Source organism: Burkholderia sp. MSMB1498 (assembly GCF_001526245.1).
GTDB lineage: Bacteria > Pseudomonadota > Gammaproteobacteria > Burkholderiales > Burkholderiaceae > Burkholderia > Burkholderia savannae.
In genome coordinates this window covers 38723-58461 of sequence record NZ_LOYJ01000033.1, presented here as the reverse complement: position 1 = coordinate 58461, position 19739 = coordinate 38723, and the positions used below count along the sequence as shown (strand labels likewise).

The window sequence follows — 19739 nt, the reverse complement described above, 5'->3', positions numbered from 1 at the left end:
GGCCGAGGCGGCGATGACGGATGCGATGGGCGACGAACGCGACGTGCGCGACGAACGCGGTGAACTCGTTGAATGCGTTGAATGCGTTGAATGCGGTGAATACGGCGAGAGCGGTAAGCGGGGCGAACGTCCGGCAGGCGATGAACGCTCGACGTCGCCGAACGGCGACGACGGCCTTGATCCGGCGATCGTCGCGGTGCTGCTGCAATTGCGCGAAGCGGCCGACGACGCGCGCGGCGCGCCGTGGTCGCTCGCGAAGCTCGGCAAGCGCGCACGCGTGCCGATGAGCGTGCTGCGACGCACGTTGACGCAGCTCGATGCGTCAGGCCTCACCGAGACGACAATGCGCGACGACGGCACGGGGCGCGCGGCGCTGACCGCGCAGGGGCGCGAGTTGTGCGATGCGCTTTTCGGCGGCGGCACGGCGGCGCGCGGCGACGGCTGACGCGGCCGTGGGTGGCTCGCATGAGCGCAGGAGGGCGCGCGGCCGTCACGAAGCGCCGACGCACGCGCGATGCGGTTCGCGCGATGAAACGAGACCGGCGAAGCGGGGCCGGCGATATAAGGCCAGTGATACAAGGCCGGCGATACAAGGCCAGTGATACAAGGCCAGTGATACAAGCCCGGCGATACAAAAGAGAGCGGGGCGGCCGACAGCCCGCCCCGCCGTCACGCTGCCGCGGCTACGCGGCTCACCACCGCACGGTGATCCCCGCCATCAACGAATGATCGTAGATCTGATCGTTGAGCCCGCGCCGATAGCCGACGTCGAGATCGAGCCAGTCGCGCGGCGTGTAGATCGCGCCCGCGATCACGTACGCCGGATTCGCGCTGGCGCCGCGTTCGGAATTGCGCGAGATGCCGATGTCGATGCCGAGCCGCAGCTTGTCCGTCGCGCGATAGATGATCGCGCCGGACGCCTGCCAGATCGACGTGAGGTTGTCCTGCCGATTCGACTGGTACATGAGGCCCGCGTTGGCGAGCAACTGCACGCGCGCGATGTCGTACTGCGCGAGCAGCGTCGCGCCGGCGTTGACGCGGCCGTTGCCGAGTCCGCGCGCGTCGTGGCCGGCCGGCATCGTGAAGCGAGGTTTCACCGCGATGCTGAACGGCCCATGTTCGAGCACGCGCCACTTCGCGCCGATCTCGACGTCGCCGAAGCCGGAGCCCTGCTCGTCGGAGCGCGTCTGCACGTGCGTGTACGGCGCCTGCACGTACAGGTCGACGCGCTCGCCGAAGCCGCGCGTGAGCGTCGTGTTCCATAGCTGCTGGCGGCCGATGTCGGGCTGCTTCGACGTGCGCTCGACGTTCAGTTCGTACTGCCAGTTGCCGTCGCCCTGCGTGTTCGTGTCGTCGGACGTGAACGGGTGGTCGGCGTGCGCGCCGGCGGGCGTGAAGAGGGCGCCCGCGGCCGCGAGCGGAAGCATTCTTTTCATATCGTCACCTTCGATGAAACGAGCGGCCGGCGCGCGCGGCGCGCGGCCGGATGCAGCGTGGAGGCGTCGCGTCAGAACCACTGCTTGTAGCGACGGACGTAGAGCGTCTTCACGATCTGCGCGAGCGCGATGTAACCGGCCATCGTCGCGACGAGCCACAGCCAGTAGTCGCCGGGCAGGCGGATGAAGCCAAGCGCTTGCCCGAACGACGAGAACGGCAGCCAGCAGCCGATCGCGATCGCGGTCGTCGTCGACAGCAGCACGGGCAGCGATGCGGTGCTCTGCAGGAAAGGAATCTTCTGCGTGCGCAGCAGATGGACGACGAGCGTTTGCGACACGAGGCTCTCGACGAACCAGCCAGAGTTCATCACGAGCTGGCCGGCGGCGCCGCCTTGCGCGTGGTAGAGCGCGCCCGCGCCGAACACGGTCCACATCAGCACGTACGTCGTGATGTCGAACACGGAGGACGTCGGTCCGACCCACAGCATGAAGCGGCCGATGTTCTTCGCTTCCCACTTGCGCGGCTTCTTCAGGAACTCGGGGTCCATCTTGTCCCACGGCAGCAGCATCTGCGACGTGTCGTAGATGAGGTTCAGCACGAGCATCTGCACGGCGAGCATCGGCTCCCACGGCAGAAACGCGCTCGCGACGAGCACCGAGAACACGTTGCCGAAGTTCGAGCTCGCGGTCATGTTCAGGTACTTGAGGATGTTGCCGAACGTCTCGCGGCCCTTGATCACGCCTTCCTCGAGCACCATCAGGCTCTTCTCGAGCAGGATGATGTCGGCGGTTTCCTTCGCGATGTCCGCGCCGCTGTCGACCGAGATGCCGACGTCGGCGTCGCGCAGCGCGGGCGCGTCGTTGATCCCGTCGCCGAGGAAGCCGACCGTGTGGCCGTTCGCCTGCAGCGCCTTCACGATGCGCGCCTTCTGCAGCGGCGTGAGCTTCGCGAACACTGTCGTGCGCTCGACCGCCTTTTCGAGCGCCGCGTCGTCGAGCGCCTCGATTTCGGCGCCGACGAGCGGCTTGCCGGGCTCGAGGCCGACTTGCCGGCACACGTTCAGCGTGACGGTCGGGTTGTCGCCCGTCAGCACCTTCACGGCGACGCCGTTCTCGCGCAGCGCGGCGAGCGCAGGCGCCGCCGATTCCTTCGGCGGATCGAGGAAGGTCAGGAAGCCGCGCACGACGAGGTCGCGCTCGTCGGCCGTCCGGTATTGCTCGCGTTCGTCGCCGCGCGCAATCGCGCGGGTCGCGACGATCAGCACGCGGAACCCGTCTTCGTTGTACGCGCTCGCCTGCGCGAGCAGCCGCTTGCGTTCGACGAAATCGAGCGGGCGCACGCCTTGGTCGTCCTGAACATGCGTCGACACCGCGAGCATTTCCTCGACCGCGCCCTTGCAGACGAGCAGGTGCGTGCCGCGCGGATCTTCGACGACGACGGACAGGCGCCGCCGCACGAAATCGAACGGCAGCTCGTCGATCTTGCGATAGCCCTGCGGCTTGATCCAGTCGCCGAGCTGGTTCGCGCGATTGACGATCGCGATGTCGATCAGGTTCTTCTGGCCGCTCTGATGGAAGCTGTTCAGCCAGCCGAGACGCAGCACGTCCTCGTTCTTGCGGCCGGATGCGTCGAGGTGATGCTCGAGGATGATCTTGTCCTGCGTGAGCGTGCCCGTCTTGTCCGTGCAGAGCACGTCCATCGCGCCGAAGTTCTGGACGGAGTTCAGCCGCTTGACGACGACCTTGCGCCGCGCCATCGCGACCGCGCCGCGCGCGAGGTTCGCGCTCACGATCATCGGCAGCATCTCGGGCGTCAAGCCCACCGCGACGGCGAGCGCGAACGTGAGCGCGCTCAGCCAGTCGCCTTTCGTGAAGCCGTTGATCATGAAGACGACAGGCACCATCACGAGCATGAAGCGGATCAGCAGCCAGCTGACGCTGGATACGCCGCGATCGAAGCTCGTCTCGATCCGCTTGTGGCTGACGACGTTCTTCGCGAGCGCGCCGAAATACGTATCGGCGCCCGTCGCGACGACGACCGCGGTCGCGGTGCCGCTCACGACGTTGGTGCCCATGAAGCACACGTTCGCGAGATCGAGCAGCGAGCCGTCGTGTGCGGCGTGCTCGGCGCGGGACGCGCCGCCGCCGGGGCCGCTCGCCGGTTCGGCGGATTTCTGCGCGACGGCGCCGAGGGTGTCGTATTTCTCGACGGGCAGCGATTCGCCCGTCAGCACGGCCTGGCTGATGAAGAGGTCGCGAGACGAGATGAGCCGCACGTCGGCGGGGATCATGTCGCCGGCGGAAAGATGCACGATGTCGCCGACGACGACGTCGCGCATCGGCACGTCGTGCTTGATCGGCCCATTCGCATCGTCGGTGCGGCGCTGCACGGTCGCGGTGGTGCGGACCATCGCCTTCAGTTTTTCGGCCGCGCGCAGCGAGCGGAATTCCTGCACGAAGCGCAGCAGCACGCTGATCGTGATCATCGACAGCAGGATCGTGATCTTGACGTAGTCGCGATCGTCCGGCTCGGCGAAGTAGACGTCGGTGAGGAAGCTGATCGCGGCGAGCACGAGCAGCACGTAGACGAACGGATTGTTGAACGAGCTCAACAGCTGCCGGGTCCAGTGCGGCGGCTTGTCGTGCGCGATTTCGTTCGGGCCGTCGCACAGCAGGCGGTCCTTGGCATCGGCGGTCGTGAGGCCGCGCTCGCTCGTGCGCAGATTGGCGAGCGTGTCGGCGAGCGGTCGAGCGGATTCGTATTCGATGCGCATTGGGCGGCGATCGTCGCCGTCGCCCCGCGCGCCGTAATGGAGGAATCCGCGTTGCTTGTTTTTTGAAGGAGTGCGTCGTGTCATCGGTCGCTCCGTGTGCCGCGCGCGGCGGGCGGGGAGCGCCGGCGTCATCGAGGGCCGAGCGTCTCCCGCCGCCTCGCGTCGCGCGCGTTCGGCTGAGTGAGTGGGAAATCGGGATCGCTCGCCGGCGCAGCCGACGCGACGCGCGCGTCGCGCGGCATGACGCCGGCGAGCGGTAATCGGCTACTGTCGTCTGCTTCCATCTGGACTCCTGTCGATCGTGGGCCGGACGCGAGGCGGCGTCCGGGAGGAGGACTGCGCACGGCGGGCGCATGCGAAATCGGCGCGCACACGCACGCGGCGGCGGCGCGCGAGCGCATGCGCCCGCGTGCACGGCGCAGGCCGTACATCGTGCGAACGAGCGTGCACGACGCGCGCATGGCGGCGCATGCGTCGTTCGTTCGGAAAATTCGTGGCGGGAAGATCGGGCCGAGACGGCCGGAAAGACGCCGCATCCTGCTGGCCGGGATGCGGCAGAAGCGTTGGGGGCTCTGCGCGAATGCCTCAGTCAGCAGTCAAGCCGGTGCAGGACCGACTACAACTCGCATCGGTGTTCACGGAACACTCCAAGTATCAAGACGGGGGCGATGGTAAAGGGTCGGCGTACGAAGCGTCAAGCTTTTTACAGCGCGCTTACGCGACTTGCGCGCATATTCGCGGGCGGTGCGATGTGCGATTCGTGCCGGGCGACGGCGGCCATGCGTGGCCGCAAGCGCGAGCGGCCGCCCGTTCGGGCGGCCGCCGCATGCGCGCGTGAGTGCGGCGCTCGCCTATTTCGTTGCGGACGCAACTACTACGCCCGCATCGGCGATGCCCGCGCCCGGCGCGCGCGCGAGGCAGGATGTCGTCGATGGCGACGGCCGTGCGGTGCCTGCGAGCTTCTGGGCGATCTGGGCGGGCGTCAGGTTCGGATTCGCCGACAGCATCAGCGATGCGATGCCTGCGATCTGCGGCGCGGCGAGGCTCGTGCCGCTGTGCGTGCCGTACGCGTCGGTGGTCGGCACCGTCGTGCCCGCATTGGTCGTCGACAGGATGTTCGAGCCCGGCGCGCTCAGCGTGATGTCCGTGCCGAAGTTGCTGTACCACGCGCGCTGGCCCGTGCTGTCGGTCGCGCCGACCGCGATCACGCCCTGGCAGTTCGCCGGGCGATCGAGCGTCGTCGCTTGGCCGTCGTTGCCGGCCGAGACGACGACGCTCACGCCTTTCGCGATCACGTCGTTGATCGCTTGCTGGAACGTGTCGCCGCACGTGCCGGTGCCGCCGAGGCTCAGGTTGATCACCTTCGCGGGCGTCAGGTTCGTCGGCGCGCCGGCGACGGGCAGGCCCGCCGCCCAGCGCATCGCGTCGGCGATGTCGCTCGTCGCGCCGCCGCACTTGCCGAGCACGCGCACGGGCAGGATCTTGCCGTACCAGTTGACGCCCGCGATGCCGATGCCGTTGTTCGCGGCGGCGCCGATGATGCCGGCGACCTGCGTGCCGTGCCAACTGCTGTTCGACGGCCCGCTCGCGCATTGATAGAACGGGCTCGACGGATCGGTCAGCTCCTGCTGCGTGACCCAGTCGCCCGGATCGGTCGCGTCCGGGCCGCGGCCGTGGCCGTTGTTGCCGGTGTTGATGTCGGTGATGAAGTCATAGCCGGGCAGCAGGTTCGCGATGAGGTCCGGATGCGGGCGATAGCCGGTGTCGAGCACCGCGGTGACGATGCCCGGCGAGCCGGTCGTCACGTTCCATGCGTTCGGCAGATCGATGCCGGCCGTCGGATCGAAGTAGTTCCATTGCTGCGCGTAGTCCGGATCGTTCGCCACCGTGCGGGCGAACACACGCCGGTCGGGTTCCGCGTACGCAACGTCGGGGTCGGCCGCGAACGTTTGCGCGAGTGCGCTGGCCGTATCCGCGTTCATCTTTTGTCCGAGTGCGAGCAGCGTGGCGCCGCCCGACATCGTCCGCTCGACCTGCACGGCGCTCGTCGGCGCGACGTTTTGCGCATAGGCGCGAGCGGCGCCGCTCTTCGTGTTCCATTGCGACATCACGCGCTGGATCACCGCATCCAGTCGCGTCGCGCCGTTCGTCGCGGCCATGATGCGCGCGCCCGATCCCGCCGTCGCCGCCGCGTCCTGCAGCTTGACGATCAGGTGGTCGACGGGCGCGTCCTGCGAAACGGCGCTGGAGGCGAGCTGCGCGCTTGCGGCTGTCGATGCGGCTTGCGTGACGGGGCAAGCGGCTGTCGATGTCGACGAAGTCGCGGATTGCGACGAACCCGATGAGGGGGCAGGTGTCGGCGCCGGAGCCGGCGTCGGCTGTGCGGCTGCCGAAGGGGTGCTGCTTCCGCCCCCGCCGCCTCCGCCGCCGCAACCGGCGAGCGGAACGAGGAAGGACATGGAGAGAATGCCGGCCACTGCGCGGGCCTGGCCAAACCGCGTCTTGTCAGGATTGCTACGTTTGTTGTACATGGTGCCTCTCCACCCGTGGGTTCGAAACCGCATGCGCGGTCAACGCGGTCAAGGCCATGGCGCGGGAGGTCGCTGAGCATCCTCGTCCTCGTTGCATCCCGTACGTCGCCAGGTCTTGTTCTGAATCCGTCGGGCTCGTGCGCGCCCGATCGGAGTTACTGGTGTGAGTAACGGCTGCGTTTAACAATTCTTGATAGTCTTTCGGAAAATATAGTCGCTTGCCGCACAAAATCACGAGCATTTTTGGTGTACGAAGCGGCCTGGTTCGAGATTATTTTTTGAGATAAGCGGGGGAAACGGAGAACGACCGTATAAAACGGCCAATCGGATGCGCGCTCGGCGCATATTCGGCATGCGGGCGCGTCATCGAGCGGAAAGGCGAGGCCGCCGCGCGTCGGGGCTCGAAGTTTTTGATCGCATTACGATCGCATTTCTTCCGGCTTTTCCCCGCGAAAAGCATGTGCGTTCGTTTCAAACGGATTGCCGCCGCATGCGCGTGCCGGTTCGGCCGCGGGCGCATTCGGTGGATGCGCGCGAACTTGCTGGAGCGCTCGGGAATATCGACGGGGCGGGCGTTGCGCGACTCGGCGCTCGCGAAGCGCCGATGCCGTTTCTGATTCCGACGAACCGTGGAGGGGCGCCGGCTATTCGCGCGACGTCGCGACGAAGATAGCAGGCGAATTCGAGCGGCCGATGAAACGCACCGGGCTCGTCGTCAACGCAATTTCGTTCTCGTCGCGGAACCGCATTTCGCTCGTGCGGAACCACACGAGCGACCGTTGGAGCCGCAGCAATGACGAATACGCATGAGCGGCAGAAGCGGGCGGCGCGGCCGAGCGAAATGTTTCCTCCCGGCGGGCATTCGCTTTCGCACGCGCAGGGATTCGGGCATCGAGGATTTCAGCGATCTCGCGGCAAGACCTTCGCGACGGCGGCGGGCACGTGCGGCGCGCGTGCGTTGCGCAAGTCGAGCGAAGGCAAACGTATGAGTATGACGATCGTCGGCGTGGAGGGCCGCGCCGAACCGTCCAGGAGCGGGGCGATCGAGCGCGAGCGTTCGCGATGGCCGGGCGCCGTCGTGCGGCGCGTTCGTGAATGAAAAGCGCTTCTTCGGCGTATGGGTGGCCGCACGTGCGCCGCGTATCCACGATAACGATGCGGGCACGATATGTCGGAACGTTTCCGCGTGCAAAACGTTCCTCGATTCGGCAATCACGCGGCGGCGGGCATAGGGGGAGCGGAAAAGCGCCGTGGCAAACACCTCATTCAGACGATTCCGCCAAGCTGGCCGAATTCGTGAACTGAACCATTCGTTGTCGGCGCTGAAATGCGCGCGCTCTTCAGGAGTCCGGGCAATCGTACGAATGACTGGCATCGGCGCGCGCGGAGGCGGTCGGTGCGATGCGCCGGCGCGTCGAACCGACCGCGCGGCCGATCGAGCGTCAACGGAACAGCCGCGCCGCGCCGCGGCGCGGCTTCCGCCATCGATTCCGGCAGCCTCCGAACGCCGTTTGCGCCGCGCCGTTCGTTCAAGTCATCGGCGCGCGCCTCCGTGATCGCGCCACGCCTTATTGCTGCGTACTCCAGATAGTCCGCACGCCGCAACGCCGCATTGAGAAACAATTTTTTGCGAAAACTGAAAAAGCCGCCGGAACCCGCATTGCAAGGGAGTGCAAAACGATTCGATGAACTATAAAGGGATTGTTCAATTGGCGGCGAACGCGTACATTTCGGAGCCGCGCCGTAGTTTGAGAAATATCAACACTCGTTTTCCCGAGCCCGACGCTTGAGAGAAGGAACGATGAATAACGACACCAATCCCCACGCGCGTCGCCCGAGCGACGCGGTCGAGCCCATGGGTGGGGGGCTCACCCGACGCCAATGGCTGCAGCGCTCGCTCGCGCTGAGCGCCTTGGGCCTTGCGGGATCGCTCACGCTGCGCGCGCTCGCCGATGCGCCGAGCGCCGCGCCGCTCGACGCGTTCATGACGCTGTCCGAGGCGCTGACCGGCAAGACCGGCCTGAACCGCGCAGTCGGCGAACGGCTGCTGCACGCGTTGCAGAAGGGCTCGTTCGAACTCGGCGACGGGCTGCCGAAGCTCGCCGGCGCGCTCGCCGCGAATACGCTCACGCCCGATCAGGAAGCCCTCGCGCTGCGCATTCTCGAAGCGTGGTATCTCGGCATCGTCGACAACGTCGTGATCACCTATGAAGAAGCGCTGATGTTCGGCGTCGTGTCGGACACGCTCGTGATCCGCTCGTACTGCCCCAACAAACCCGGCTTCTGGGCCGACAAACCGATCGAGAGGCAAGCCTGATGTCCGATACACAACAAGCCGACGTCGTCGTCGTGGGCTCGGGCGTCGCGGGTGCGATCGTCGCGCATCAGCTTGCGAAGGCGGGCAAGTCGGTGATCCTGCTCGAGGCCGGCCCGCGCATGCCGCGCTGGGAAATCGTCGAGCGCTTTCGCAACCAGCCGGACAAGATGGACTTCATGGCGCCGTATCCGTCGAGCCCGTGGGCGCCGCATCCGGAATACGGCCCGCCGAACGACTACCTGGTGTTGAAGGGCGAGCACAAGTTCAACTCGCAGTACATCCGCGCGGTGGGCGGCACGACGTGGCACTGGGCCGCGTCCGCGTGGCGCTTCATTCCGAACGACTTCAAGATGAAGACCGTCTACGGCGTCGGCCGCGACTGGCCGATCCAGTACGACGATCTCGAGCACTACTACCAGCGCGCCGAGGAAGAGCTGGGCGTCTGGGGCCCCGGCCCCGAGGAAGACCTGTTCTCGCCGCGCAAAGAGGCGTACCCGATGCCGCCGCTGCCGTTGTCCTACAACGAGCTCACGATCAAGACCGCGCTCAACAACCACGACCCGAAATTCCACGTGGTGACCGAGCCGGTCGCGCGCAACAGCCGCCCGTACGACGGCCGTCCGACCTGCTGCGGCAACAACAACTGCATGCCGATCTGTCCGATCGGCGCGATGTACAACGGCATCGTTCACGTCGAGAAGGCCGAGCAGGCGGGCGCGAAGCTCGTCGAGAACGCGGTCGTCCACAAGCTCGAGGTCGGCCCGCAGAAGAAGATCGTCGCCGCGCTCTACAAGGACCCGAAGGGCGTCGAGCACCGCGTCGAGGGCAAGTACTTCGTGCTCGCCGCGAACGGCATCGAGACGCCGAAGCTGATGCTGATGTCGACGAGCCACGATTTCCCGAACGGCGTGGGCAACAGCTCCGACATGGTCGGCCGCAACCTGATGGACCATCCGGGCACCGGCGTGTCTTTCTACGCGAGCGAGAAGCTGTGGCCGGGGCGCGGCCCGCAGGAGATGACGTCGCTGATCGGTTTCCGCGACGGCCCGTTCCGCGCGACCGAGGCGGCGAAGAAGATCCACCTGTCGAACCTGTCGCGCATCGATCAGGAAACGCAGAAGATCTTCAAGGCCGGCAAGCTGCTGAAGCCCGCCGAGCTCGACGCGCAGATCCGCGACCGCTCCGCGCGCTACGTGCAGTTCGACTGCTTCCACGAAATCCTGCCGCAACCGGAGAACCGCATCGTGCCGAGCAAGACGGCGACCGATGCGATCGGCATCCCGCGCCCGGAAATCACCTATGCGATCGACGACTACGTGAAGCGCGGCGCGGTGCACACGCGCGAGGTCTACGCGACCGCGGCGAAAGTGCTGGGCGGCACCGACGTCGTGTTCAACGACGAATTCGCGCCGAACAACCACATCACGGGCGCGACGATCATGGGCGCCGATCCGCGCGATTCGGTCGTCGACAAGGACTGCCGCACGTTCGACCATCCGAACTTGTTCGTGTCGAGCAGCGCGACGATGCCGACGGTCGGCACGGTGAACGTGACGCTGACGATCGCGGCGCTCGCGCTGCGGATCTCGGACCAGTTGAAGAAGGAAATCTGATGCTGAAACGAACGCTTTCCTTCATGCTGGCCGGCTGCCTCGCGTTGCCCGGCTTGTCGAGCGCGGCGGACGCCGGCGCTGCCGCCGCGCCGGCCGCTGCGGCTTCGTCCGCGCCGGCCGCGGCCGCCGCATCTGCGACGTCGGCGACATCCGCGCCTTCCGCCGACGCCGCGCTCGTCGAGCGCGGCCGCTATCTGGCCGTCGCGGGCGACTGCATGGCGTGCCACACCGCGAAGGGCGGCAAGCCGTTCGCGGGCGGCTTGCCGATGCGCGCGCCCGTCCTCGGCACGATCTACACGACCAACATCACGCCCGACAAGGAAACGGGCATCGGCGACTGGACGTTCGCGGATTTCGAGCGCGCGGTGCGTCACGGCGTCGCGAAGAGCGGCGACAACCTGTATCCGGCGATGCCTTACGTGTCGTACGCGAAGGTCAGCGACGACGACGTGAAGGCGCTCTACGCGTACTTCATGCACGGCGTCGAGCCGATCAGGCAGCCTGCGCGCAAGAACGAGATCCCGTGGTATCTGAGCATGCGCTGGCCGCTCAAGATCTGGAACCTGCTGTTCCTGAAGGACGGCGCGTACCAGCCGAAGCCGGAGCGCGGCGTCGAATGGAACCGCGGCGCGTATCTCGTGCAGGGCCTCGCGCACTGCGGCACGTGCCACACGCCGCGCGGCGTCGCGCTGCAGGAGAAATCGCTCGACGAGACGGGCGGCAGCTTCCTCGCGGGCTCGGTGCTCTCGGGCTGGGACGGCTACAACATCACGTCGGACGCGAACGCGGGGATCGGCGGCTGGACGCAGCAGCAGCTCGTGCAGTACCTGCGCACGGGCAGCGTGCCGGGTCTCGCGCAGGCGGCGGGGCCGATGGCCGAGGCGGTCGAGCACAGCTTCTCGCAGATGACCGACGCGGACATCGGCGCGATCGCGACGTACGTCCGCACGGTGCCCGCCGTCGCCGACGGCAGCGCGAAGGCGCGCGCCGCATGGGGCAAGCCGGCCGAGGACGGAATCCGGCTGCGCGGGGTCGCGCTCGCGTCGACGGGCGTCGATCCCGCGCGTCTGTATCTCGGCAACTGCGCGAGCTGCCACCAGATGCAGGGCAAGGGCACGCCGGACGGCTACTATCCGCCGCTCTTCCACAATTCGACGGTCGGCGCGCCGAACCCGACGAATCTCGTGCAGGTGATCCTGAACGGCGTCGCGCGCAAGGCGGGCAAGGAAGACGTCGGCATGCCGGCGTTCCGCCACGAGCTGTCGGACGCGCAGATCGCCGCGCTCACGAACTATCTGACCGGGCAGTTCGGCAATCCGGCGGCGAAGGTGAGCGAACAGGACGTTGCGAAGCTGCGCGCCGCGCAGTAACGTACGGGTCGGGTTATCCGGCGATCGAGGAGGACGGCATCGCACCGGGCGGCCGTCCGGTGGCAGGTCGCAGTCGACAGGGAGGCGGCGCGCGGCGCGCGCCGTGGGCCGCCTCGGTTCGCAACCGGCTCGTGCGCGACGCGTCGTCGCAGCGCGCGCGACGCCCGCTTCCCGCTCCGCACGACGATGAGACAAACTTTCCTTGCGCGTCAAAAAGACGCTCTGCTGCTGCTTTCCCGCATTCTGATCGTCATCCTGTTCGTGATTTTCGGCTGGGAGAAACTGCTGAATTTCTCGGGCACGGCCCAGTTCATGGCTTCCGAGGGCACGCCGCTGCCCTCGATCGCGGCGGTCGTCGCGATCGTGATGGAGTTCTTCGTCGGCATCGCGATCCTGATCGGCTTCTACACGCGGCCGCTCGCGCTGCTGCTCGGCCTCTACACGATCGGCACCGCGATCATCGGCCATCACTATTGGTCGATGGCCGCCGCCGAGCAGATGAACATGATGATCCATTTCTACAAGAACATCGCGATCACGGGCGGCTTGTTCGCTCTGTGCGCGGCTGGCCCCGGACGCTATTCGCTCGATCGCGGTTGAGCGGCGTGCCGGACGTGTGTTGAACCTGAGAGAAGACAACAGGCGGAGAACAATGGTTTTTCATTCGAAGAAAATGATGGCCGCGCTCGTCGCGGCCGGGCCCGCGCTCGCTTGCGCGCAGACGAGCGTCACGCTGTACGGCCGTGTCGACGGCGGCGTCGAATACCTGAATCACATCGCGAATCCCTCGGGCGGCAGCTCGTCGCGCTGGAGCGCCGAGAGCGGCGACTGGGGCACGAGCATGTTCGGCCTGAAGGGCGTCGAGGATCTGGGCGGCGGCACGTCGGCGATCTTCAACCTGGAGACCGCGTTCCAGGTGATGAACGGCACGACGGGCGGCGGCCGGATGTGGTCGCGGCGCGCGTACGTCGGCTTGACGAACGACACGTGGGGCAAGCTGCAGGCGGGCCGCAATCTCTTCATCGACAGCGACGGCGTGTGGGAATTCGATCCGTTCGTCCAGCAGGCGTTCTCGTCGGCGTCGCTCGTGCGCGGGCGCAACTGGCAGCAGACGAGCAACAACGTCGAGTATCACAGCCCGGTGTTCGGCGGCTTCGACGTGCAGGCGCAGTACGCGTTCGGCAACCAGTCGCGCGGCTTCAATTACGGCGCGCAGGGCGACTTCGGCCGCTCGGACGGCGTGATGATCTCGTATCACTCGCCGATGCTCGACGTGCGCGGCATGTACGACGAACTGCGCGACAGCAACGGCCGCATGAGCAATATCTTCTCGAGCTCGCGCGAGTATTTCATCGGCGCGAACGTGAAGGTGCAGAAGTTCAAGATCCAGGGCGCCTATACGCATTATTCGGCGCCCGACACGCCGGCGGGCCTTGCGGATCGCGCCGATCACTTCTGGCTCGGCGCGACCTATCAGGCCACGGCGCAGTGGGCGGTGACGGGCGGCGGCTACTACGTGCGCGTGCGCGGCGGCGACGGCAGCGACGCGGCGCACGATCCGTCCGGCCACGCGATCCTGTACGCGCTCGGGACGACTTACAACCTGTCGAAGCGGACCTTTCTGTACGGCACGGTCGCTTACATGCGCAACGGCGGGAATTCGAACTTCTCGCTGCTCGCGACGCCGCGCGACGCGACGCCGAACACGAGCCCGCTCGCGGGTGAATCGCAGACGGGCGCGTACGTCGGGATGATGCATACTTTCTGACCCACGTCGCGCGTTGCGGGAAACGAGGCTTCGGCTCATCGGTCGAAGCCCGTTGTTCCGCGCTTTCCGCCAATGATGGCGGCGCGCCCGCCGATTGTCGACGATTCGGCTTCCCGCATCCGTCGGTCGTCCGGAGCCGGCCGAAAGCGGCGGGCCGTTGTCTTGCGCTGCCGCCGAACATCGCCGACCCCTCTCGAGGGGCTTTGCCGCGAATCCCGGTGAACAGGCGATGAACCCATTACATCAGACATGAGACGGCCGCGCGCAGGTGCGTACGAACGAACCGACTCGTCCATCCCGTGACGAATTTCATTCGCGCTCCCGACGATCGCGCGCTGCGGCCCGCGCATCGCGCTTGAGCATGATGCGGCCGGCCGGACATTAGAGAAAAACACTGATTGCCGGCCGAATTCGGTCGAAGCAAAGTTGTACATACAACTTCGGCGGCATGAAATCGCCGCGCCGAAGCGATTCGTAATCCCCCTGAAACCCGACGGACAGCTTGCGCGCGCGCTTCACGGCGACGGCGCGCTGCGCCCGCGCACATCGAGGAAATCGCAGATGCTCTTTCAAGGCTTCGGCCCGCTGCTGTGGGCCGGCACGCTCGAGACGATCAAGCTCGCCGTGTTTTCGCTCGCCGCGTCGCTCGCGCTCGGGCTCGCCGGCGCGGCGGCCAAGCTGTCGCGCAATCGCATGCTGGCGGGCATCGGCACGTTCTATACGACGTTGATCCGCGCGGTGCCCGATCTCGTGCTGATGCTGCTGCTGTTCTACGGCATCCAGATCCTGCTGAACGACGCGACCGACATGCTCGGCGTCGACCAGATCGACATCGATCCGTTCGTCGCCGGCATCGTCACGCTCGGCTTCATCTACGGCGCGTACTTCACCGAGACGTTTCGCGGCGCGTTTCTCGCGGTGCCGCGCGGCCAGCTCGAAGCGGGCTTCGCATACGGAATGAGTTCGTGGCGCGTGTTCGCACGAATCATGTTCCCGCAGATGATGCGCTTCGCGTTGCCCGGCATCGGCAACAACTGGCAGGTGCTCGTGAAGGCCACTGCGCTCGTGTCGATCATCGGCCTGGCCGACGTCGTGAAAGCCGCGCAGGACGCGGGCAAGAGCACGCTGAACTTCTTTTTCTTCACGCTCGCGGCGGGCGCGATCTATCTCGCGATCACGACGCTGTCGAACCTCGTGTTGATGTACCTCGAAAAACGCTATTCGGCGGGTGTGCGGAGGCTGGCGCTGTGATTCAGATCATCGGTCAATATTGGCAGAACTACCTGTTCAGCGACGGCTACCGCATGAGCGGCCTCGCGATCACGCTGTGGCTGCTCGTCGTGTCGATCGGGCTCGGCTTCGGTCTCGCGGTGCCGCTCGCGATCGCGCGCGCGTCGAGCAACCGCGCGCTGTCGGGCGCGGTCTGGCTCTATACGTACGTGTTTCGCGGCACGCCGCTCTACGTGCAACTGCTGCTCTGCTACACGGGCATCTACAGCCTGAGCGTCGTGCACGATCATGCGTGGCTCGACAGCTTCTTCAGAAGCGCGATGAACTGCACGCTGCTCGCGTTCACGCTGAACGAATGCGCGTACGCGACCGAGATCTTCGCGGGCGCGATCAAATCGACGTCGCCTGGCGAGATCGAGGCGGGGCTTGCATACGGGATGTCGCCGTTCAAGCTGTATACGCGGGTGATCCTGCCCTCGGCGCTGCGCCGCGCGCTGCCGAGCTACAGCAACGAAGTGATCCTGATGCTGCATGCGACGACGCTCGCGTTCACGGCGACGGTGCCCGACATCCTCAAGGTCACGCGCGACGTCAATTCGGCCACCTACGCATCGTTTCAGGCGTACGGCATCGCGGCCGCGCTGTACGCGATCGTCGTGTTCGCGCTCATCTGGCTGTTCCGCCGGATGGAGGCGCGCTGGCTCGCGTTCCTGAAGCCCCAAGGGCATTGATGCGCGACGCGGCGCGCAGCGGCATCGAGCAACGAAATTCCACGACGATCAAGGACGACGGCGAATGTACAAGCTCACGGTAGACGACCTGCACAAGAAGTTCGGCGACAACGAGGTGCTGAAGGGAATCTCGCTGCAGGCGAAGGCGGGCGACGTGATCAGCATCATCGGCTCGAGCGGCTCGGGAAAGAGCACGTTCCTGCGCTGCATCAACTTTCTCGAGCAGCCGTGCGCGGGCACGATCACGCTCGGCGACGAATCGATTCGCGTGACGCGCGACAGGCGCGGCGCGCCGAAGATCGGCGATCCGAAGCAATTGCAGCGGATGCGCGTGAAGCTTTCGATGGTGTTCCAGCACTTCAATCTGTGGGCGCACATGACCGTGCTCGAGAACGTGATCGAGGCGCCCGTCAGCGTGCTCGGCCTGCCGCGCGCCGAGGCCGAGGCGCGGGCGCGCGAGTATTTGCGGAAGGTGGGGCTCGCGCCGAGCGTCGAGGCGAAATATCCGTCGCATCTGTCGGGCGGGCAGCAGCAGCGCGTCGCGATCGCGCGCGCGCTCGCGATGGAGCCCGAAGTGATGCTGTTCGACGAGCCGACGTCGGCGCTCGATCCGGAACTCGTCGGCGAAGTGCTGAAGGTGATGCAGGCGCTCGCGGAAGAAGGGCGCACGATGATCGTCGTCACGCACGAGATGGGCTTCGCGCGCAACGTGTCGAATCATGTGATCTTCCTGCACCAGGGGCGGATCGAGGAAGAGGGGCATCCGCAGGACGTGCTCGTCAATCCGAAGAGCGAGCGGCTGGCGCAGTTCCTGTCCGGCCGGCTCAAGTAGGCGGCCGGCAAGCCGCGCGGGCGCGTCGCGATTGCGCGAGCGCCCGCGCGGCGCATCGATTTACTCGCCGCTCGTCCACTCGACGTTCGCGCCGACCGAGCGAAGATTCTCGACGAAGTGCGGATGCGCGCGGCGGATCGGCTGCGCGTTCAGGATCTCCGAGCGCCCGTCGATGCTAGCCGCGACCATCAGCAGCGCGATCGCGACGCGGATGATGTACGGGCTCTCGACGCGCGCCGGGCTGAGCGGCAGCCCGCCGAACGTGATCAGCCGATGCGGATCGGACAGGAACACGTGCGCGCCGAACTTCGACAACTCGCCCGTCCAGCCCATCGCGCCGTCGTAGACCTTGTTCCAGAACATCACGCTGCCTTGCGCCTGCACGCCGAGCGCGATGAAGATCGGCAGCAGGTCGACGGGCAGGTAAGGCCACGGCGCGGCCTCGACCTTCGTCAGGATGTTGCGCGTGAACGGCTGCTTCACCTTCAGCGGACCGTCGCGCAGCGCGTGCGACCAGCCGTTTTCGTGCGTGACCTGCACGCCGAACTTCGCGAAGGTCCGGTCGATCAGCGGGAACTGCTCGGGCGAGCCGTTGCGCACGGCGATGTCGCCACCCGTGATCGCGCCGAGCGCGAGGAACGTCGCGATCTCGTGGAAGTCTTCGTTGAAGCGGTACTCGCCGCCCGCGAGCGCGCGGCCGCCCTGAACGCTCAGATGCGACGTGCCGATGCCTTCGATCGGCACGCCGAGCATCGCGAGGAACCGGCAGAACTCCTGCACGTGCGGCTCCGACGCTGCGTTGACGAGCGTCGACGTGCCGTTCGCCGACGCCGCGCACAGCACGAAGTTCTCGGTCGTCGTGACGGACGCGTAGTCGAACCAGTGATGATTCGGCGTGAGCGGGCCGTCGGCGCGCACGATCAGCGAATCGGACGTGCGCTCGATCCGTGCGCCGAAGCGCTCGAACACCTCGACGTGCGGGTCGATCTCGCGCACGCCGAGCGTGCAGCCCTTCACGTCGTTCTCGAGCCGCGCGACGCCGAAGCGCGCGAGCAGCGGCGGCACCAGCATGATCGACGAGCGCATTTCCTCCGGCAGCCGGTGGACGGCCGGATCGAACGCCGTTGCGCGGTGATGCAGGTCGAGCACGCCCGTGGCGTAGTCGATCGACACGTCGCTGCCGAGCGTGCGGAAGATGTCGAGGATTTTGCGGACGTCGGTGATGTCCGGCACGCCGACGAGCCGCAGCGGCCGATCGGTGAGGAGCGTCGCGCACAGGATGGGCAAGACGGCGTTCTTGTTGGCGGACGGCGTGATTTCTCCGCGAAGCGGGGCGCCGCCGTGAACGATCAGGTTCGACATGTTCGGATGCAGGTGGGTGTAATGACGCGCAAGGTCGTTATCATGCCACCGTTCGCGGGGATTTCGCAGATTCGTTGCGCGGCGCAGCGCGGCGCAGCGCGGCGCGGCGGCGCGACGGGCGCGCGACGTCGGACGCGGGCGGGTTCGGCCGGGCGAAGCAAGAGAAGGCGCTTCACACGAATCGCGCGAAGGGCGATCATCGGATGGCGCGACGCACAGGCGATCGTGCCCCTTTCAAGCGAGGCGACGCATGCCAACCGACGAACCCCCGATTTACGAAGGCGGCTGCACGTGCGGCGCGGTGCGCTACCGGATGACGTCCCGGCCGCTCATCGTGCATTGCTGCCATTGCCGCTGGTGTCAGCGGGAAACCGGCACCGCGTTCGCGCTGAACGCGCTGATCGAATCGGACCGCTTGCTGCTGCTGCGCGGCGAAGTCGACATCGTCGATACGCCGTCGAACAGCGGCAAGGGCCAGAAGATCGCGCGCTGTCCGCATTGCCGCATCGCGGTGTGGAGTCATTACGCGGGCGGCGGCGGCGCGGTGAGCTTCGTTCGCGTCGGCACGCTCGACGATCCCGACCGCCTGCCGCCCGACATTCATATCTTCACGTCGTCGAAAGAGCCGTGGGTGGTCTTGCCGCCCGACGCGCGCGCCGTGCCCGAATACTATGCGTCCGACGAAGTGTGGTCGGCCGAGAGCCTCGAGCGGCGCGCCGTGCTGCGCGCGAGGCGGGATCGCGGCGCGCAGTAGCGGCGGCCACGGCGCTCGCCGCCCGCGTGTTCGGCGCGGCATGCTCGGCGCGCGGCGCGCAATGCTCGAGACATGCGTGGATTGGCGCGCCGATGCGTCGACGTGCCGCTGCGCGATCGACATGCGCGAACACGAGGCGTTGCGTCTACGCAGATTCCCGAAACAGGAGAAGGGTTGCTCATGCAGAAAATCATTCGCTTCGCCGCCGCGCTGAAACTGCTGTCCTCGCTCGTCGCGGCGCCCGCATTCGCACAATACGATCCGGGCGCGACGGCGGATCTCGGGCGGGGCATGATCGTGAACGACGACCTCGGCGGCAATCTCGGGGGCGGCTCGCAGGTGCCCGGGCGCGATGCGCGCGGCGGCGCCGATCGCGCGCGTTCCGCTTCGCCGCATGCGGCGCCCGCGGCGTTGACGTTCGCCGAGACGGCCGCCGTCCACCGGCAGGTGCAGGCCGATATCGTGAACTTCCTCGCGCACGGCGACGCGTCCAGGCGCGACGAGGCGAAGCGCGTGGTCGAGCAGGGCGAATTGCTCGAGGCGTTCGAGCGCGTGGCGTCGCGCCGCGCGTTCGATCGCCGCAATCTGGGCGACGTGTTCGCCGCGTATGTCGTGATGTCGTGGGAGGTCGTCAACGGAGAGGACGCGCGCGGACGGCAAGCGGGCGTCGATGCGCTGCGCGCGAAGTCGAGCGCGACGCTGGTTCGTGACGACCGCATTCGCGCGATGTCGGACGCCGACAAGCAGCGGCTCGCCGAGACGCTTGCCTATTTGGCGATGATCGCCGTCACGGCGCAGAACGACTTGCGCCGCAGCGGCAACGCGCCCGCGCTCGAACAGTTGCGTGACGGCGTGCGGCAGTCGACGCGCAAGATGATCGGCATCGACGTGAAAGGGCTGCGGCTGACGGAAAACGGGCTGACTCGATGAAGGCGTCGCGCATGCGGATCGGTCGGCGCGCGAGGGGGCGGGGCGGTGCGAGGGAGCGGTAAACGCGCAACACGCCGGCGCGACTTCCGCC

General features: G+C 66.8%; 16 protein-coding genes. 11 read left to right on the top strand and 5 right to left on the bottom strand.

Annotated features, from left to right (window positions below; genetic code table 11):
- The first annotated feature begins 13 nt into the window (after positions 1–13).
- Positions 14–445, top strand: coding sequence for a DNA-binding protein (locus WS91_RS32355; protein ID WP_231751989.1), 432 nt, complete (start codon positions 14–16; stop codon positions 443–445).
- A 247-nt stretch (positions 446–692) separates the two neighbouring features.
- Here WS91_RS32355 and WS91_RS06425 read toward each other — a convergent pair whose 3' ends face one another.
- The 4 genes from WS91_RS06425 to WS91_RS06405 all read right to left on the bottom strand — a co-directional run bounded on the left by WS91_RS06425 (position 693) and on the right by WS91_RS06405 (position 8364).
- Positions 693–1436, bottom strand: coding sequence for a transporter (locus tag WS91_RS06425; protein ID WP_038746891.1), 744 nt, complete (start codon positions 1434–1436; stop codon positions 693–695).
- 71 nt (positions 1437–1507) lie between these two features.
- Positions 1508–4294, bottom strand: coding sequence for a magnesium-translocating P-type ATPase (gene mgtA, locus WS91_RS06420; RefSeq protein ID WP_059582421.1), 2787 nt, complete (start codon positions 4292–4294; stop codon positions 1508–1510).
- Between the two features lie 767 nt (positions 4295–5061).
- Positions 5062–6669: a S8 family peptidase gene (locus WS91_RS06415; RefSeq protein WP_081989496.1), complete on the bottom strand. Its 1608-nt coding sequence runs from the start codon at positions 6667–6669 to the stop codon at positions 5062–5064.
- Between the two features lie 1338 nt (positions 6670–8007).
- Positions 8008–8364, bottom strand: a complete 357-nt coding sequence (locus WS91_RS06405) for a hypothetical protein (RefSeq protein WP_059669955.1) — start codon at positions 8362–8364, stop codon at positions 8008–8010.
- 178 nt (positions 8365–8542) lie between these two features.
- Between WS91_RS06405 and WS91_RS06400 the strand changes: the two genes are divergently transcribed.
- The 8 genes from WS91_RS06400 (at position 8543) to WS91_RS06365 (ending at position 16602) form a co-directional block, all read left to right on the top strand.
- The gene (locus WS91_RS06400; protein ID WP_038746880.1) at positions 8543–9058 is read left to right on the top strand and encodes a sugar dehydrogenase complex small subunit; all 516 of its coding nucleotides are present in this window, start codon (positions 8543–8545) and stop codon (positions 9056–9058) included.
- Positions 9058–10671, top strand: coding sequence for a GMC family oxidoreductase (locus tag WS91_RS06395; protein WP_059669954.1), 1614 nt, complete (start codon positions 9058–9060; stop codon positions 10669–10671). Before WS91_RS06400 ends, WS91_RS06395 begins: the two co-directional genes overlap by 1 nt.
- Positions 10671–12041, top strand: a complete 1371-nt coding sequence (locus WS91_RS06390) for a cytochrome c (RefSeq protein ID WP_059669953.1) — start codon at positions 10671–10673, stop codon at positions 12039–12041. The genes WS91_RS06395 and WS91_RS06390 overlap by 1 nt, the downstream gene beginning before the upstream one ends.
- A gap of 186 nt (positions 12042–12227) precedes the next feature.
- Entirely contained in the window at positions 12228–12641 is a 414-nt protein-coding gene (locus WS91_RS06385; RefSeq protein ID WP_059646656.1) for a DoxX family protein, read from the top strand.
- 52 nt (positions 12642–12693) lie between these two features.
- Complete coding sequence (locus tag WS91_RS06380) at positions 12694–13809, top strand: porin (protein WP_038746869.1); 1116 nt, start codon at positions 12694–12696, stop codon at positions 13807–13809.
- A gap of 561 nt (positions 13810–14370) precedes the next feature.
- Positions 14371–15060: an ABC transporter permease gene (locus WS91_RS06375; protein ID WP_038746867.1), complete on the top strand. Its 690-nt coding sequence runs from the start codon at positions 14371–14373 to the stop codon at positions 15058–15060.
- Positions 15057–15770, top strand: a complete 714-nt coding sequence (locus tag WS91_RS06370) for an ABC transporter permease (RefSeq protein WP_038746864.1) — start codon at positions 15057–15059, stop codon at positions 15768–15770. Before WS91_RS06375 ends, WS91_RS06370 begins: the two co-directional genes overlap by 4 nt.
- A 64-nt stretch (positions 15771–15834) precedes the next feature.
- Positions 15835–16602: an ABC transporter ATP-binding protein gene (locus WS91_RS06365; protein ID WP_038746863.1), complete on the top strand. Its 768-nt coding sequence runs from the start codon at positions 15835–15837 to the stop codon at positions 16600–16602.
- Positions 16603–16662: 60 nt separating this feature from the next.
- Here the strand turns inward: WS91_RS06365 and WS91_RS06360 are convergent, their stop codons facing one another.
- Positions 16663–17964 (bottom strand): UDP-N-acetylglucosamine 1-carboxyvinyltransferase, encoded by a 1302-nt coding sequence (locus WS91_RS06360; protein ID WP_038746860.1) that lies wholly within the window; start codon positions 17962–17964, stop codon positions 16663–16665.
- 250 nt (positions 17965–18214) lie between these two features.
- On the opposite strand from WS91_RS06360, the gene WS91_RS06355 reads away from it, so the two are divergent.
- Together WS91_RS06355 and WS91_RS06350 are read left to right on the top strand one after the other, a co-directional pair.
- Entirely contained in the window at positions 18215–18718 is a 504-nt protein-coding gene (locus tag WS91_RS06355; RefSeq protein WP_059582398.1) for a GFA family protein, read from the top strand.
- 180 nt (positions 18719–18898) lie between these two features.
- Positions 18899–19648, top strand: coding sequence for a DUF6683 family protein (locus WS91_RS06350; protein ID WP_059582394.1), 750 nt, complete (start codon positions 18899–18901; stop codon positions 19646–19648).
- The last annotated feature ends 91 nt before the right edge of the window (positions 19649–19739 follow it).

Bases quoted from the DNA above. Each gene is read 5' to 3' on its own strand.
- WS91_RS06400 (WP_038746880.1), top strand. From the start codon at position 8,543: ATGAATAACGACACCAATCCCCACGCGCGTCGCCCGAGCGACGCGGTC.
- WS91_RS32355 (WP_231751989.1), top strand. From the start codon at position 14: ATGACGGATGCGATGGGCGACGAACGCGACGTGCGCGACGAACGCGGT.
- WS91_RS06355 (WP_059582398.1), top strand. From the start codon at position 18,215: ATGCCAACCGACGAACCCCCGATTTACGAAGGCGGCTGCACGTGCGGC.
- WS91_RS06390 (WP_059669953.1), top strand. From the start codon at position 10,671: ATGCTGAAACGAACGCTTTCCTTCATGCTGGCCGGCTGCCTCGCGTTG.
- WS91_RS06385 (WP_059646656.1), top strand. From the start codon at position 12,228: ATGAGACAAACTTTCCTTGCGCGTCAAAAAGACGCTCTGCTGCTGCTT.
- WS91_RS06365 (WP_038746863.1), top strand. From the start codon at position 15,835: ATGTACAAGCTCACGGTAGACGACCTGCACAAGAAGTTCGGCGACAAC.
- WS91_RS06375 (WP_038746867.1), top strand. From the start codon at position 14,371: ATGCTCTTTCAAGGCTTCGGCCCGCTGCTGTGGGCCGGCACGCTCGAG.
- WS91_RS06350 (WP_059582394.1), top strand. From the start codon at position 18,899: ATGCAGAAAATCATTCGCTTCGCCGCCGCGCTGAAACTGCTGTCCTCG.
- mgtA (WP_059582421.1), bottom strand. From the start codon at position 4,294: ATGACACGACGCACTCCTTCAAAAAACAAGCAACGCGGATTCCTCCAT.
- WS91_RS06425 (WP_038746891.1), bottom strand. From the start codon at position 1,436: ATGAAAAGAATGCTTCCGCTCGCGGCCGCGGGCGCCCTCTTCACGCCC.
- WS91_RS06395 (WP_059669954.1), top strand. From the start codon at position 9,058: ATGTCCGATACACAACAAGCCGACGTCGTCGTCGTGGGCTCGGGCGTC.
- WS91_RS06360 (WP_038746860.1), bottom strand. From the start codon at position 17,964: ATGTCGAACCTGATCGTTCACGGCGGCGCCCCGCTTCGCGGAGAAATC.
- WS91_RS06415 (WP_081989496.1), bottom strand. From the start codon at position 6,669: ATGTCCTTCCTCGTTCCGCTCGCCGGTTGCGGCGGCGGAGGCGGCGGG.
- WS91_RS06380 (WP_038746869.1), top strand. From the start codon at position 12,694: ATGGTTTTTCATTCGAAGAAAATGATGGCCGCGCTCGTCGCGGCCGGG.